The sequence below is a fragment of the Pseudomonas sp. S44 genome (genome assembly GCF_016624805.1).
In the GTDB taxonomy this organism is placed as follows: domain Bacteria; phylum Pseudomonadota; class Gammaproteobacteria; order Pseudomonadales; family Pseudomonadaceae; genus Aquipseudomonas; species Aquipseudomonas machongensis.
On record NZ_JACVTY010000033.1, the window covers coordinates 1 to 14,538 of the forward strand.

Here is a 14,538-nt window from a genome sequence, read left to right on the forward strand (position 1 = left end):
AGTCGGAGCGGCGGTTCGGCGCTCCGACTTGCCCGCGAATGGAAGCACCGGAGAGCACCTGCCTTGCTGAAAAAAAACCTCACCGCCCTGGCTCTTTTCTCTGCCTTGGCCGGCTGTGCCAGCCATGACATCGACCCACGCGGCTACGACGAAACCGGCACCGCCTCCTACTACGGCTCCCGCCACCACGGTAAACGCACCGCCAGCGGCGAAGCCTTCAACCAGCACGGCCTCACCGCCGCCCATCGCACCCTGCCGTTCGGCAGCCAAGTACTGGTGACCAACCTGTCCAACCAGCGCAGCGTGGTGGTGCGTATCAACGACCGCGGCCCCCATACCCGTGGCCGACTGATCGACCTGTCACGCGCTGCCGCAGAAAAAATCGGCATGCTCCGTAGCGGAACGGCGCGAGTCCGGGTACAAGGTCTGAGCGACTGACCTGACTGGAGCCCTGCCATTTTCGACCTCGCCACCCTCCCCACCTTCAGCCTCCTGCAACTGGGCCTGGGCCTGGTGCTGTTGGTCATCGGCGCCGAACTGCTGGTACGCGCCGCCCTGCGCCTGGCCACGCGCCTGCACGTGCGGCCGCTGATCATCGGCCTGAGCCTGGTGGCCTTCGGCAGTACCGCGCCACAACTGACAGTCAGCCTGCAGGCGGCCTACCAGGGCGCGCCGGACGTGGCGGTGGGCAGTGTGATCGGCAGCAATATCTTCAATGTGCTGGTGATCCTCGGGCTTGCTGCGCTGATCATCCCGCTGCGCGTTTCGCGGCAACTGGTACGCCTGGACATCCCGTTGATGATCGCGGCCAGTGCAGTGGTCTACCTGCTGGCGGCCAACGGCGAACTGGGCAGGCTCGAGGGCGCGCTGTTGCTGCTGGGCCTGCTGGGCTACCTGGGCATGCTCTGGCATCAGTCCCGCCACTATTCCCGCACCTATCCTGCGCCCGACGCCGCTCGCCGCAGCCCGGGCCGCTTCTGGAGTACCGTGGTGCTGCAGACCCTGTTCGGGCTGGTGCTACTCAGCCTCGGCGGGCACTTGCTGCTGGAGGCGGCGGTCGAGGTCGCCACCGACCTGGGCCTGTCCGAGCGGATCATCGGCCTGACCGTGGTCGCGGTCTGCACTTCGCTACCGGAACTGGCCGCCGCGCTGATCGCCGCCCTGCGTGGCGAGCGCGAGATCGCCGTGGGTACGGTGATCGGCAGCAACCTGTTCAACCTCCTGGCAGTGCTGGGGCTGACTGCCTTGACCACGCCCGAACCGCTGACCATCTCACCCAACGCCCTGGCGTTCGACCTGCCGGTGATGCTCGGGGTCGCCGTCCTTAGCCTGCCCGTGTTTTATTCCGGCTACCGGATCACCCGCGCCGAAGGGCTGGTGTTCCTCGCGCTCTACCTGGCTTACGGTCTGCACGTGGTGGCCTTCACCACCGGCATGCCACTGGCCGGGCGCCTGGAGCGCCTCATGCTGTTCTACGTCATGCCGGTGCTGGCGGTGGTACTGCTATACACCACGCTTCGCGCCTGGCGCCGCCAACACTGAGGAAAACGCAATGACCGACAACAAGAACGCCGGTGAGCAGGTTCGGCGCCAGGTGATGGGGGACGCTTTCGTGGATCGCGCCCTGGGCAATGCCACCGAATTCACCCAGCCCCTGCAGGACTTCGTCAACGAGCATGCCTGGGGCAGCGTCTGGTCCCGCGAGGGGCTGCCATTGAAGACTCGCAGCCTGATCACCCTGGCGGCGCTGACCGCACTGAAGTGCCCACAGGAGCTCAAGGGCCATGTGCGCGGGGCACTGAACAACGGCTGCACGGTGGAGGAGATTCGGGAGGCGCTGCTGCATTGCGCAGTGTACGCAGGGGTCCCGGCGGCGATCGATGCGTTCCGCGCGGCACAGGAAGTGATCGACAGTTACCAGGCCTGAGGTCGCACCGGCCTCTTCGCGGGTAAACCCGCCCTCACAGGCACGCCGCTGCACGGACCCTGTGGGAGCGGGTTTACCCGCGAAAAGAGCGACGCATCAGCGCAGATTCATCCCTTGGCCTGACGCGCCTTCTTCACCCGGAATGCCACCCACAGCGCAGCGATCCACAGCGGAATCAGCATCACCGAGATGCGCACTGGTGGGGTGAGGTACATCACCACCAGGATCAGTGCAATGAACGCCAGGCACAGGTAGTTGGTCAGCGGATGCCCCCAACTGCGGTAGAACGGCGTGATGCCCGCCGCCAGCTTGGCCTTGCGGAACTTCAGGTGGGTGATGCTGATGCTCGCCCAGTTGATCACCAGCGCCGATACCGCCAGAGCCATCAGCAAACCGAACGCCTCACCCGGCATCAGGTAGTTGATCACCACGCACAAACCGGTCGCCAGCGCCGAAACGCCCAGCGCCACCAACGGCACACCGCTGCGGCTGACCTTGAGCAACTGGCGCGGCGCATCGCCCTGGCTGGCCAGGCCGAACAGCATGCGGCTGTTGGCGTAGACGCAGCTGTTGTAGACCGACAGTGCGGCGGTCAGCACCACGACGTTGAGCACGGTGGCGACCACGTCGCTGTCCAGCTCATGGAAGATCATCACGAACGGGCTACCGCCCTGCACCACCTTCTGCCACGGGTACAGCGCCAGCAGCACGGCAAGCGCGCCGATATAGAAGATCAGGATGCGGTAGACCACCTGGTTGGTGGCCTTGGGGATGCTCTGGCGCGGATTGTCCGCCTCGGCAGCGGTGATACCTACCAACTCCAGGCCGCCAAAGGAGAACATGATCACCGCCAGCGCCATGATCAGCCCGGTGATGCCATTGGGGAAGAAGCCACCGTACTGCCACAGGTTGGCCACGCTGGCATCCGGGCCACCATGACCGCTGCCCAGCAGCCAGGCGCCGAAGCCGATCATGCTGACGATCGCCACTACCTTGACCAGGGCGAACCAGAACTCCATCTCACCGTAGACCTTCACCTGGGTCAGGTTGATGGCGTTGATCACCACGAAGAAGATCGCCGCCGTGGCCCAGGTCGGAAACTCCGGCCACCAGTACTGCACGTAGATACCTACGGCCGTCAGTTCGGCCATGCCAACCAATACGTAGACGACCCAGTAGTTCCACCCCGAGACGAAGCCGGCGAACTCGCTCCAGTATTGATGGGCGAAGTGGCTGAAGCTGCCGGCAACCGGCTCCTCGACCACCATTTCACCCAGCTGGCGCATGATCAGGAAAGCCATCAGGCCAGCGATCGCATAGCCCAGCAGTACCGAAGGGCCGGCCAACTGGATGGTTTGGGCGATCCCCAGGAACAGGCCGGTGCCGATGGCACCGCCCAGCGCAATCAACTGGATATGGCGATTCTTCAGCCCGCGTTGCAACCCCGCGGGCGTGCTCTGGTCTTGCATGAAGTGTCCTTTAGTTCAGGAGGCAGTGTTGTTGTGTTGTGGCGGCCAGCATCTAGATCCACCCGCCCCATTGCAAGATGAATATGCCGATATTGGTGGTGATCGCCGCCATTAGCGTCGTGATCACGATGATAGACGCAGCCAGCTCGTGATTGCCATTGGCCGCGCGGGCCATGACATAACTGGCTGCCGCCGTCGGGCTGCCAATGTAGAGAAACAGGATCCCCAGCTCCGCGCCGCGAAACCCGCACAGCCAGGCGCCCAAGGTGGCCACCAGCGGCAGCCAGACCATCTTCACCAGGCTGGCATCCACCGCGAGCTTGCCGCTGTCGCGCAGGGCCGCCAGCGACAGGGTGCCGCCGATGCAGATCAGCGCCAGTGGCAGGGTCATCTGCGCCAGGTAGTCGCCCGAGGTCAGCAACCAGTTGGGCAGGGGCACCTGCCCATACGCCATGGGCGTCGCTGCCAGCACGCTGATGATCAGCGGGTTGCTGAAGATGCTCTTGCACAGGCTCCACGGGTCGGATTTCAAGCTCGGGCTGTACACCGCCAACACCACCGTCGACAGCGAGTTGTAGAGCAGGATCACCAGCCCGGCGAGTACCGCACCGAGGGAAATCCCGTAGTCGCCATAGAGGCTGGCCGCCAGCGCCAGGCCGATCACTCCGTTGTTGCCGCGAAACGCACCTTGCGTGTAGATGCCGCGGTCCTCTGGCGGGCTGCGCCAGATCGCCAGCCCCCAGGAGAGCGCAAAGCACACCAGAGTCGCGAGGATGAAGTAGAGGATGACCCCGGGCTTGACCGCCGTCGACAGGTCGGCGTGATAGATACCCAGGAACAGCAGCGCCGGCATGCAGGTGTTGAACACCAGCGAGGACGCGACCTTGATGAAGTTGTCGTCGATCAAGCGGATGCGCTTGAGGAGCACGCCCATGAACAGCATGGCGAAAACCGGAGCCGTGATGTTCAACGTCTGGATAAGAAGGGCGAGCATTGCGCGCGATCCTGGAGAAGGTTGCCGATAGGGGGCTAATCATACGTCAGTGCCAGGTGATTGCGTCCGCCATGGATGAAGGATCTGTCCACAAACAGATCTTGACGTAGGAAATTTCCACCTTATTATCAAAACAACTGTATATACGTACAGTTAATTGGAATTTTTCAGACATCGCATGGAGCAAACAATGTCAGAAATGCAATCACTGCCGGCAACCGGCCAGGCCCATCTGTCGGTCGCGGATCTCGACCGCTTGTTCGACCCTGAGGGCGTTCCTCTGGAGGGGGCGCACACGCATCTGGTGCTGGTAGTGGACGGCCATCACACCGTCAAATATCACCGCCTGCCGCCACTCCAAGCACCTAAGCTCACCGGGCCCGAATTGCGCTTCGAAGGCGGCGAGCACACCGCCATCGGCGACAACGTCCTGCTGCGTTTTGCCGCCAACCAACCGCCGGTCGTGGCGCACCAGTCACCTCTGCCGTTGCCCAATGGCCTGAGCCTGACCTACGGCCAGGTGGTGGCTCTGGGCGGTGACTTCTATGGTGTGCCCGAACGCCCCATCGCCGATGGAGCAACACCCGCCGAACGCATCGAACGTTTCCTCCAGGCTTTCGACTCCTTGGCCCGCCTGCCCGCCTCCCGTGCCGAAGCCCAGGACATTCTGGCGGTCATGCAGGAAGAGATCTCGGCGGCCAATCGCGCCATCAACGACGGACGTCAACCCCATGAAGCCTATGACGCACTGGGCGACAGCCTGTCGGCGCGCTGGAATCGCATCACCGGAGGCGGCAGCGTGGCTTCGGATCTACTGCCACTGGGCCGCTACCTGAAACTGGCCGCCAGCAACTGGGACCATTTCGGCCGGTCGGCCCTGCTGGCTTACCAGGCCGGCCACGGCGCTGCACTGCAGCAGGCACTGCGCGCCCGTGACAGCGGCGACGAACGCGACCTGCAACTGGCCTATGCCATGAACGCCTTCGCCGACCACTTCCTTACCGACCTGTTCTCCGCCGGCCATTTGCGCGTACCGCGCAAGGCCCTGGCCGACACGGTCACGCCGAGCGATATCGGCTCGCTGGTGTCGCGCTTCATGCACGACGAGGACAGCAAGTATGGCCTGCGCGTACGCAATGCCGAAGGCGAGCAATGGCGGGCCTATGGCGACAAGCGTTATTTCGACAGCGTCGATGTGACTAACCGACGCCAGGTCAGCCGCGCGGTACAGCGTTCGGCCGACGAAGTGTTCCAAGCCTTCGACAAGGGGCAGGCCACGTCGCCGGAGCAGTACGCCGCCCCGCGCCTGACACCGGACCTGCAGGCCGCCGAACAGGACCTGGTGCCCGGCAATTTCGCTCCGCTCTACCGCCAGCAAGACTCGACAGTGCTGCGGCGCAAGAATGTGGCCGACCTCAACGACGGCCAGTACACCCGTGATTGGTGGGGCTGGAGCACTTACCTGCTGCTCAAGGACTACAAGCCCAACCGCCCGACGGGCTTCATCGATGCCCCGACAGCCTCGCCAGCCATCGTTGCCAACGGTTGGCAACGCCGCGAGCCGGATGGCCTGAACTGGCGTCGGGGTAACGCCGTGCGCTATGCATTCAGTGTCGACGATGGCATCAACGAATCCTATATCGGCCCTTGGAATCCCTATAGCGAGCTGGGCGAGCAGTTCCACCCGACCGTGCAACTACCGCTCGATGCCCAACGCCGTGGGCGCAACCTGTTCCGCCAGTTTCGCGATGGCGCACCAGAGCTGATCGCTCGCCTCGACGGACAGGCCACCACCTATATCGACCGTAACGCGTGACAAGGAGGTCACCGATGAACATCAGGATCAAACTGGAACTGGCTTCAGGCCAGTCGCTGCAAGGGATGCCGCTGGAGTTGCTGCGCGATGGGCAAGTGGTCGGGCGGGCGCAGGTGGGGCGGGATGGAGAGGTGTCGTTCGCGGTCGAGCCAGGCACAGGTGCGCTGGCGGTGCGAATGGATCGGGCAGTGATCGGGGGCTGATCTTCGCGGCGCCTGCTTCACGGGCAAGTCGGAGCAGACGCCGCGGTCTACCGATGGATCAGCGCCGCACCGGGCGCTTCTGCAGCTTGCGCTGCAAGGTGCGCCGGTGCATGCCCAGCGCCCGCGCCGTGGCGGAGATATTGCCCTCGTGCTCGGTCAACACGCGCTGGATGTGTTCCCACTGCAGGCGGTCCACCGACATCGGGTTTTCCGGCACCAGGGTATCGAGGTCGGCATGTTCGGACAGCAGCGCCGCCAGCACATCGTCGGCGTCGGCCGGCTTGCACAGGTAGTTGCAAGCACCGCGCTTGATCGCCTCAACCGCAGTGGCGATGCTCGAATAGCCGGTCAGGATCAGCACACGCATCTCCGGGTCCAGTTCCAGCAGCTTGGGCAACAGGACCAGACCCGAGTCGCCCTCCATCTTCAAGTCCAGCGTGGCGTAGTCCGGCAAGTCCTGCTGGGCCAGGATCAATCCCTCTTCGGCGCTGGCGGCGGTGCTCACCCGAAAACCGCGGCGGCTCATGGCACGGGCCATCACCCGGGTAAAGGTGGCGTCATCATCCACCAGCAGCAGATGCGGCAGCTCTTCGCCTTCGATCTGGTTCTCGTCGCTCATCGTTCATCTCCTCGCTTGCCATAGGGCAGGCGCAGCTCGGTCAGGGTGCCGCCCTCTTCATGACTATAGAGTTTCACCGAGCCCCCCGCGCGGGTCACGCTGGCCTTGCTCAGGAACAGGCCCAAGCCGAAGCCTTTGCCCTTGGTGGTAAAGAAAGGTTTGCCGATCGCCTCGGCGATGGCCACCGGTACGCCGGCGCCATGGTCGCGGATGCTGATCAGGATATCCTGTGCATCCCAGTCCAGACGCACTTCGAGGTCATTCGGACAGGCATCGGCGGCGTTGTTCAGCAGGTTGAGCAGCGCCTGGGTGAGGTCGGGTGGCGGAATCAGCCGCGGCACCTCGCCATCGCGCAGGCGCTGGAAGCGGTAACTGGCTTCAGGGCGCATCAGGTGCCAGCGGTTGAGCGCCTCGTCGAGCCAGGCGGTGACCTCCTGCTCCTGCACATTCATGCGTCGGTTGGCTTCGGCAGCACGCACCAGTTGCTGCAGCGTCTGCTTGCACAGCTTGACCTGGTCCTGCAGTACCGCAAGGTCTTCCTGCAACTGCGGATCGGTATGGTCCTGGCGCATCTCGTTGATCAGCACGCTCATGGTCGCCAACGGCGTGCCCAGCTCGTGGGCGGCCCCAGCGGCCTGGGTGGCCACGGCCAGCAACTGTTCATCGCGCAGGCTTTCCTCGCGCCGCTCGGCACGCATCTGCTCCTGGCGGCGCAGCTCTTCGGCCATGCGCGCGGCGAAGAAGGTAATGACAGCAGCGGCCAGGGCGATGCTCAGCCACATGCCATACACCTGCATGGTGTCGCGCGCCAGCGGCAGCGTCTCCAGCGGGTAGAACTGCACCAGCAGCAGGCTGTAGGCGACCAGCGCAATGCCCGACAACACCAGTGAATAGATCCACGGCAGGGTCACGGCAGCAATCGCCAGCGGCACCAGGTAATAGGACACGAAGGGGTTGGTCGAGCCCCCCGAGTAGTACAGCAAGGCACTGTGGATCAGCAGGTCACAGGCCAATTGCAGGGCGTACTCCATCTCCGTGACCGGCAAGGTCAGGCGCAGCCGCAAGGCGGTGAAGGCACACAGCAGCGACGATAGCGCCAGGGTTGCCACCAGCGACAGCCATGGCAGCGGCAGCAGCTCGGTCCAGTAGGCCACGCCCACGGAGCCGGCCTGGGCGGCCAGGACCAGGATGCGAATGATGGTCAGGCGCCAGAGGTTCTGGCGAGTGGCGGACATTGGGTGTGCGGGGGCGAGCATGAGCTCTCCTGATGAGTGCTCCAGGACAATCGGCTGGAGTATACCGAAGCCATGGCCCCCGCTGCAGCAATGCGGCAAAGCGCCACACTCTGTCACAAAGTCATGATGGCATTGTTGAACCCACTACACTGTTTTCGGTCTGATTGGCCATGCGTGGAATGGACATCATCCCCACGCTTTCTATTTGAAGGAGTCATACATGCACATTTCCCGTCGCAGCGCCGCGTTCGTCCTGTCTTGTGGCATGCTCGCCAGCCTGCCGGCCCTGGCCGCAGACGAGCCACGCTACAACCAGGTTTCGCTGCGCGCCGAGGTCAGCAAGGAAGTGGCCCGCGACCTGATGGTCGTCACCCTTTACAGCGAAGCGCAGAACACCGACCCGGGCAAGCTCGCCAAGCAGATCACCGAGACCATGAACAAGGCGGTCCAGCAGGCCCGCGAAGTCAAGGACGTGAAGATCAGCCAAGGCAGCCGTAACAGCTATCCGGTCTACGACACCAAGGGCCAGAAGATCACCGGCTGGCGCGAGCGCGCCGAACTGCGCCTGGAAAGCGCCGACTTCCCAGCCCTGTCCAAGCTCACCGGTGAACTGCTGCAGGAGCTGAAGATGGGCGGCATGGATTTCTCCATCGCCCCGGCCACCCGCAAGGCCAGTGAAGACGAGCTGCTCAAGGATGCAGTCAACGCCTTCAAGGCCCGCGCCCAACTGGCCACCGAGGCCCTCGGCGGCAAAGGCTACAAAGTGGTCAGCCTGAACCTCAACAGCAGCGGCTACCCGCGACCTTACATGCGCAGCGCACCGATGGCGATGAAAGCCATGGCTGCGGATGAAGCGGCCTCGCCGGATATCGAAGCGGGCACCAGCGAAGTCAGCATGAATGCCGACGGGCTGATCGAAGTACAGATGCCGTGATCGCGGCTGCGCTCGACTGAGCGACCGGGGCCGCCGCCAGGACGGCCCCTTCCCTCCCATCTCGCCGCACCTGTCGCAATGACAGCGGCGAAGCCCTTACCGCAGCTCTTCAGATGAATATTCCTACGCACCCTTAAAGTGCATCCTACACCCCTCAACGCTTCGAAACATGTCGCAAAATGCCAGCTTTTTTCTTGCGCAAACGTTCAACCTACGCAAAATTTACATGAATGCGACATCCATGTACGACCGTGCCACATTTCTGGCGCCGACTATCCTGTTGAGTGTTGCAATGGGTACACCCCCTGCATAAGTATCCGCAGGTCGGCTCACGAGGCCACCTCAAATCAAAAATGACAACAATGAGGCCACCATGCTCAAACACGCAGTCATTCCGTTCCTGGTAGGCGCAGGCCTGCTGGCTGGCGCCCCTGCCGCCCTCGCCGCGTCCAACCTGGTGTTCTGCTCCGAAGGCAGCCCCGCCGGTTTCGACCCGGGCCAATACACCACCGGAACCGACTTCGACGCCTCGGCCGAAACGATCTTCAACCGCCTGACCCAGTTCGAGCGTGGCGGCACCGCCGTCGTCCCCGGCCTGGCCACCAAATGGGACGTTTCCGACGACGGCAAGACCTACACCTTCCACCTGCGTGAAGGGGTCAAGTTCCACACCACCGACTACTTCAAGCCAAGCCGCGAATTCAACGCCGACGACGTGCTGTTCACCTTCAACCGCATGCTCGACAAGGACATGCCGTTCCGCAAGGCCTACCCCACCGAATTCCCGTACTTCACCGACATGGGCATGGACAAGAACATCGCCAAGCTCGAGAAGGTCGACGAACACACCGTACGCTTCACCCTCAACGAAGTGGACGCCGCGTTCATCCAGAACCTGGCGATGAGCTTCGCCTCGATCCAGTCCGCCGAGTACGCCGACCAGCTGCTCAAGCAGGGCAAGGCCGCCGACATCAACCAGAAGCCGATCGGCACCGGCCCGTTCGTGTTCAACAGGTACCAGAAGGACGCGCTGATCCGCTACAAGGGCAACAAGGACTACTGGAAACCGGACGACGTGAAGATCGACAACCTGGTCTTCGCCATCAGCACCGACGCCTCGGTGCGCATGCAGAAGCTCAAGCGCGACGAGTGCCAGGTCACCCTGTTCCCGCGTCCGGCCGACATCGAGCCGCTGAAGAAGGATCCGAAGCTGCAGATGCCTGAGCAGGCCGGCTTCAACCTCGGCTACATCGCCTACAACGTGATGGACAAGATCAAGGGGAGCAACGAGCCCAACCCCATGGCCCAGCTCAAGGTGCGCGAGGCGCTGGACATGGCGGTGAACAAGCAGCAGATCATCGATTCGGTGTACCAGGGTGCCGGCCAGCTGGCAGTCAATGCCATGCCACCGACCCAGTGGTCCTACGACACCACCATCAAGGACGCCAAGTACGATCCGGAGAAAGCCAGGCAGTTGCTCAAGGAGGCCGGCGTCAAGGAGGGCACCGAGATCACCCTGTGGGCCATGCCGGTGCAACGCCCCTACAACCCCAACGCCAAGCTGATGGCCGAGATGCTGCAATCGGACTGGTCCAAGATCGGCATCAAGGCCAAGATCGTCAGCTACGAATGGGGCGAGTACATCAAGCGCTCCAAGGGCGGCGAAAACGGCGCCATGCTGATCGGCTGGAGCGGCGACAACGGTGACCCGGACAACTGGCTCGGCACCCTGTTCGGTTGCGACGCACTGGAGGGCAACAACTTCTCCAAGTGGTGCTACAAGCCGTACGACGACATCATCAAGCAGGCCAAGGCCACCTCCGACCAGGCCAAGCGCACCGAGCTGTACAAGCAGGCGCAGCACATCATCAAGGAGCAGGTGCCGATGACCCCTATCGCCCACTCAACTGTCTATCAGCCGATGAGTGCGAAAGTGAAGGACTTCAAGATCAGCCCGTTCGGACTGAACTCCTTCTATGGCGTAAGCGTGGGGAAATAGCGCCCAGCCAGCCCCGTCATCTGTCGGGGCTGGCGTGAGCACGGCGGGGCGCCGAAATTTCTCGGCAAACTTCCGAAATTTCTTACGCCACTAGACATATTCATTACCTGTCTCGCCCTTCCTGATGCCGCTAACGTCAGGAACGGGCTTCTGTTGCCGCCCGTTCAGTGTGCGGCAGCGCAAACAGATGAGGAAAGGATCGCCATGCGCCATACCACACTGCTCGGCACCGTGCTGGGTCTGGGACTGCTCAGCCAGGCCCTCCCTGCCCAGGCCAATAACCTGGTGTTCTGCTCCGAAGGCAGCCCGGCGGGCTTCGACACCGCTCAATACACCTCGGCCACCGACAACGATGCCGCCGAACCGATCTACAACCGCCTGGTCGAGTTCGAGCGTGGGGGCACCGCTGTGCAGCCAGGCCTGGCCACCGACTGGCAGGTCTCCGAAGACGGCCTGCGCTACACCTTCCACCTGCGGCCCGGGGTGAAGTTCCACCACAACAAGGACTTCAAGCCCACCCGCGACTTCAACGCCGACGACGTGCTGTTCACCTTCAACCGCATGCTCGACAAGGACCATCCGTTCCGCACGGCCTACCCGACCGAGTTCCCCTACTTCATCAGCATGGGCCTGGACAAGAACATCGCCAAGGTCGAGAAAACCGACCCGCTCACGGTGGCCTTCACCCTCAACAAGGTCGATGCCGCGTTCATCCAGAACATCGCCATGGCCTTCGCCTCCATACTCTCCGCCGAATACGCCGAGCACCTGCTGGCCAGCGGCAGGCCCAGCGACATCAACCAGAAGCCGATCGGCACCGGCCCGTTCGTGTTCCAGCGCTACCAGAAGGACTCGCAGATCCGCTTCAAGGGCAACAAGGACTACTGGGCGCCTGACCGGGTGAAGATCGACAACCTGGTGTTCTCGATCAACATCGACCCTTCGGTGCGCATCCAGAAGCTGCGCCGCAACGAGTGCCAGGTCACCCTTCACCCACGCCCGGCCGATCTCCCTGCGCTCAAGCAGGACAGCAAGCTGCAGGTCATGACGCAGCCCGGCTTCAACCTCGGCTACATCGCCTACAACACCCAGCACCCACCGTTCGATCGACTTGAAGTGCGCCAGGCGATGGACATGGCGGTCAACAAGCAGGCGATCATCCAGGCGGTCTACCAGGACGCCGGGCAAACGGCAGTCAACGCCATGCCGCCCACCCAATGGTCCTACGACGATACGCTCAAGGACGCGCCGTTCGATCCGCAAAAGGCCAAGCAGTTGCTGGAGCAGGCCGGGGTCAAGCCAGGCACGGAAATCACCCTCTGGGCCATGCCGGTGCAACGCCCTTACAACCCCAATGCCAAGCTCATGGCCGAAATGCTCCAGGCCGACTGGAGCAAGCTCGGCTTCAAGGTCCGTATCGTCAGCTACGAATGGGGCGAATACCTCAAGCGCATGAAAAATGGCGAACACGACATCGCCCTGATCGGTTGGACCGGTGACAACGGCGACCCGGACAACTGGCTTGGAACCCTGTTCAGTTGTGATGCCATTGGCAGCAACAACTACTCGCAGTGGTGCGACAGCCAGTACGACGAACTGGTCAAGAAGGCCAAGCAGGTCACCGACCGCGAACAGCGCACCCATCTCTACCAGCAGGCCCAGCAACGCCTCAAGCAGCAGGTACCGATTACCCCGGTGGCCCATTCGACGGTCAACCAACCTCTCAGCATCAGTGTGAAAGACTTCAAGGTCAGCCCCTTCGGACGCAACGTTTTCTCCGGCGTCAGCATCGATTGACCCTGTATCGCCAGACCGGGAGTGCCCCACTCCCGCGACCGCGTGCAGCCCGGATTTGCCTGGCAATCCCAGGTGAACACCCGCAGTACCGCGTCACCGAGCCAAGCCCGACCCACAAGATCGGGCCACAGATATAAGAATAGAAAGGGAGCTTTAACCTTGAAACGAACCACCAAAACCGCGCTGGCCCTGTCCATCGGCGCCTTCTGCGCCGCCGCCCAGGCAGAACCTGTCAGCCAGGACTTCTACCCGCTGAGCCTCAAGTCGGGCAGCGAGCAGGCCGACGCCTCGGGCTTCTTCGAAGGCCAGAGCCTTTCCGGCAGCACCCGCAACTGGTACGCCCGCGAACGCGCCACCCGTGCGCCGCTGTGGAAGTACTACAAGAGCGACGGCACCCGCCACGACACCCACAGCCGTGACAACTGGGTACAGGGCACCATCCTCAACTACAGCTCGGGCTTTACTCAGGGCACCGTGGGCTTCGCCACCGAAGTCGCCGCCTACAACGCCATCGCCCTCGAGCGTGGTCGCGCAGCGATTGCCGGGCCGAACAACCGCACCCTGACCCATAGCGATGGCGACCCTGTCGGCCAGTGGAGCAAGGCGGGCCTGGCCAACGTCAAGGCGCGCATCTCCAACACCACCCTCACCGTCGGCCGCCAGTCCCTGGACACGCCGATGATCGCCTACATCGGCAACCGTGCCCTGCCTTCGAGCTTCCAGGGCGTGGCGTTGCACAGCGCCGAGTTCGACAACCTGTCGTTCGACATCGGCACCTTCGACCGCGTCTCGCCGCGTACCGAGCAGAGCCTGAGCAAGTTCCGCACCGAGTACAGCGCCACCGGCGTGGAAACCGACCGTGCCAGCACCGCCGGTATCAACTACCAGCCGTTCAAGAGCCTGACCACCAGCCTGTACGCCACCAAGGTCGACGACTTCTGGAACCAGTACTACTTCGGCGCCAACCACGTGTTGGGCGACAGCGCGGTGCTGAGCCTGACCACCGGCCTGAACTACTACAAGACGGTCGATGCCGGCAGCAAGAAGATGGGCGATATCGACAACGATACCTACAGCCTGTCGTTCGGCCTCACCCACCAGGCGCACACGCTCACCGCCTCCTGGCAGCAGGTCAACGGCAACGAGTACTTCGACTACCTGCACGAAACCAACGGTATCTACCTGGCCAACTCCCTGCTGTCGGACTTCAACGGCCCGAACGAGAAATCCCTGCAGATTTCCTACGTGCTGAACATGGCCCAGTACGGCGTACCAGGCCTGAAGTTCAACCTGTACAACGCCCGCGGCTGGGGCATCGACGGTACCCACTATCGCGGTACCGCCTACGACGTGCGTGGCATGGATGGCGAGACCCACTACGAGTGGGGCATCGGCACCAGCTATGCGGTGCAGAGCGGCATGCTGAAGGACACCAGCATCCGCGCCACCTATACCGCTCACCGCGCCAGCAAGGCCCAGGCCGATGGCAGCCTGGACGAGCTGCGCATCGTCACCACCATTCCGTTCAACATTCTCTGACCGCCA

General features: G+C 63.0%; 13 protein-coding genes. 9 read left to right on the forward strand and 4 right to left on the reverse strand.

Annotation, left to right across the window (positions count from 1 at the left end; genetic code table 11):
• Positions 1-63: 63 nt before the first annotated feature.
• From IAE40_RS21160 to IAE40_RS21170, 3 genes are read left to right on the forward strand one after another with little or no spacing between them, the layout of a single operon-like run.
• Positions 64-438 carry a septal ring lytic transglycosylase RlpA family protein gene (locus IAE40_RS21160; RefSeq protein WP_176717867.1) on the forward strand — a complete coding sequence of 125 codons (375 nt, stop codon included), beginning with the start codon at positions 64-66 and terminating at the stop codon, positions 436-438.
• A 60-nt stretch (positions 439-498) separates the two neighbouring features.
• Entirely contained in the window at positions 499-1,542 is a 1,044-nt protein-coding gene (locus tag IAE40_RS21165) for a calcium/sodium antiporter (RefSeq protein ID WP_153772676.1), read from the forward strand.
• Positions 1,543-1,552: 10 nt separating this feature from the next.
• Positions 1,553-1,927 (forward strand): carboxymuconolactone decarboxylase family protein, encoded by a 375-nt coding sequence (locus IAE40_RS21170; RefSeq protein WP_054894403.1) that lies wholly within the window; start codon positions 1,553-1,555, stop codon positions 1,925-1,927.
• A 107-nt stretch (positions 1,928-2,034) separates the two neighbouring features.
• Here IAE40_RS21170 and IAE40_RS21175 read toward each other — a convergent pair whose 3' ends face one another.
• Complete coding sequence (locus tag IAE40_RS21175; protein ID WP_063543144.1) at positions 2,035-3,396, reverse strand: amino acid permease; 1,362 nt, start codon at positions 3,394-3,396, stop codon at positions 2,035-2,037.
• Positions 3,397-3,448: 52 nt separating this feature from the next.
• Positions 3,449-4,390 (reverse strand): AEC family transporter, encoded by a 942-nt coding sequence (locus tag IAE40_RS21180; protein ID WP_054894405.1) that lies wholly within the window; start codon positions 4,388-4,390, stop codon positions 3,449-3,451.
• Positions 4,391-4,580: 190 nt separating this feature from the next.
• Between IAE40_RS21180 and IAE40_RS21185 the strand changes: the two genes are divergently transcribed.
• Both IAE40_RS21185 and IAE40_RS21190 read left to right on the forward strand, forming a co-directional pair.
• Entirely contained in the window at positions 4,581-6,206 is a 1,626-nt protein-coding gene (locus IAE40_RS21185) for a phospholipase (protein ID WP_200603810.1), read from the forward strand.
• Positions 6,207-6,220: 14 nt separating this feature from the next.
• Positions 6,221-6,409, forward strand: coding sequence for a hypothetical protein (locus IAE40_RS21190; protein ID WP_153772681.1), 189 nt, complete (start codon positions 6,221-6,223; stop codon positions 6,407-6,409).
• A 58-nt stretch (positions 6,410-6,467) separates the two neighbouring features.
• On the opposite strand, the gene IAE40_RS21195 is transcribed toward IAE40_RS21190, so the two are convergent.
• Positions 6,468-7,028 carry a response regulator transcription factor gene (locus tag IAE40_RS21195; RefSeq protein ID WP_054894408.1) on the reverse strand — a complete coding sequence of 187 codons (561 nt, stop codon included), beginning with the start codon at positions 7,026-7,028 and terminating at the stop codon, positions 6,468-6,470.
• Positions 7,025-8,284 carry an ATP-binding protein gene (locus IAE40_RS21200; protein WP_197893488.1) on the reverse strand — a complete coding sequence of 420 codons (1,260 nt, stop codon included), beginning with the start codon at positions 8,282-8,284 and terminating at the stop codon, positions 7,025-7,027. Before IAE40_RS21200 ends, IAE40_RS21195 begins: the two co-directional genes overlap by 4 nt.
• A 199-nt stretch (positions 8,285-8,483) precedes the next feature.
• Between IAE40_RS21200 and IAE40_RS21205 the strand changes: the two genes are divergently transcribed.
• From IAE40_RS21205 to IAE40_RS21220, 4 genes are all read left to right on the forward strand, one after another.
• Positions 8,484-9,197: an SIMPL domain-containing protein gene (locus tag IAE40_RS21205; protein ID WP_063543138.1), complete on the forward strand. Its 714-nt coding sequence runs from the start codon at positions 8,484-8,486 to the stop codon at positions 9,195-9,197.
• A gap of 373 nt (positions 9,198-9,570) precedes the next feature.
• Positions 9,571-11,196, forward strand: a complete 1,626-nt coding sequence (locus IAE40_RS21210; RefSeq protein ID WP_200603811.1) for an ABC transporter substrate-binding protein — start codon at positions 9,571-9,573, stop codon at positions 11,194-11,196.
• A gap of 204 nt (positions 11,197-11,400) precedes the next feature.
• The gene (locus IAE40_RS21215; protein ID WP_197893487.1) at positions 11,401-12,993 is read left to right on the forward strand and encodes an ABC transporter substrate-binding protein; all 1,593 of its coding nucleotides are present in this window, start codon (positions 11,401-11,403) and stop codon (positions 12,991-12,993) included.
• A 159-nt stretch (positions 12,994-13,152) separates the two neighbouring features.
• Positions 13,153-14,532: an OprD family porin gene (locus IAE40_RS21220; RefSeq protein WP_054893478.1), complete on the forward strand. Its 1,380-nt coding sequence runs from the start codon at positions 13,153-13,155 to the stop codon at positions 14,530-14,532.
• Positions 14,533-14,538: the final 6 nt, after the last annotated feature.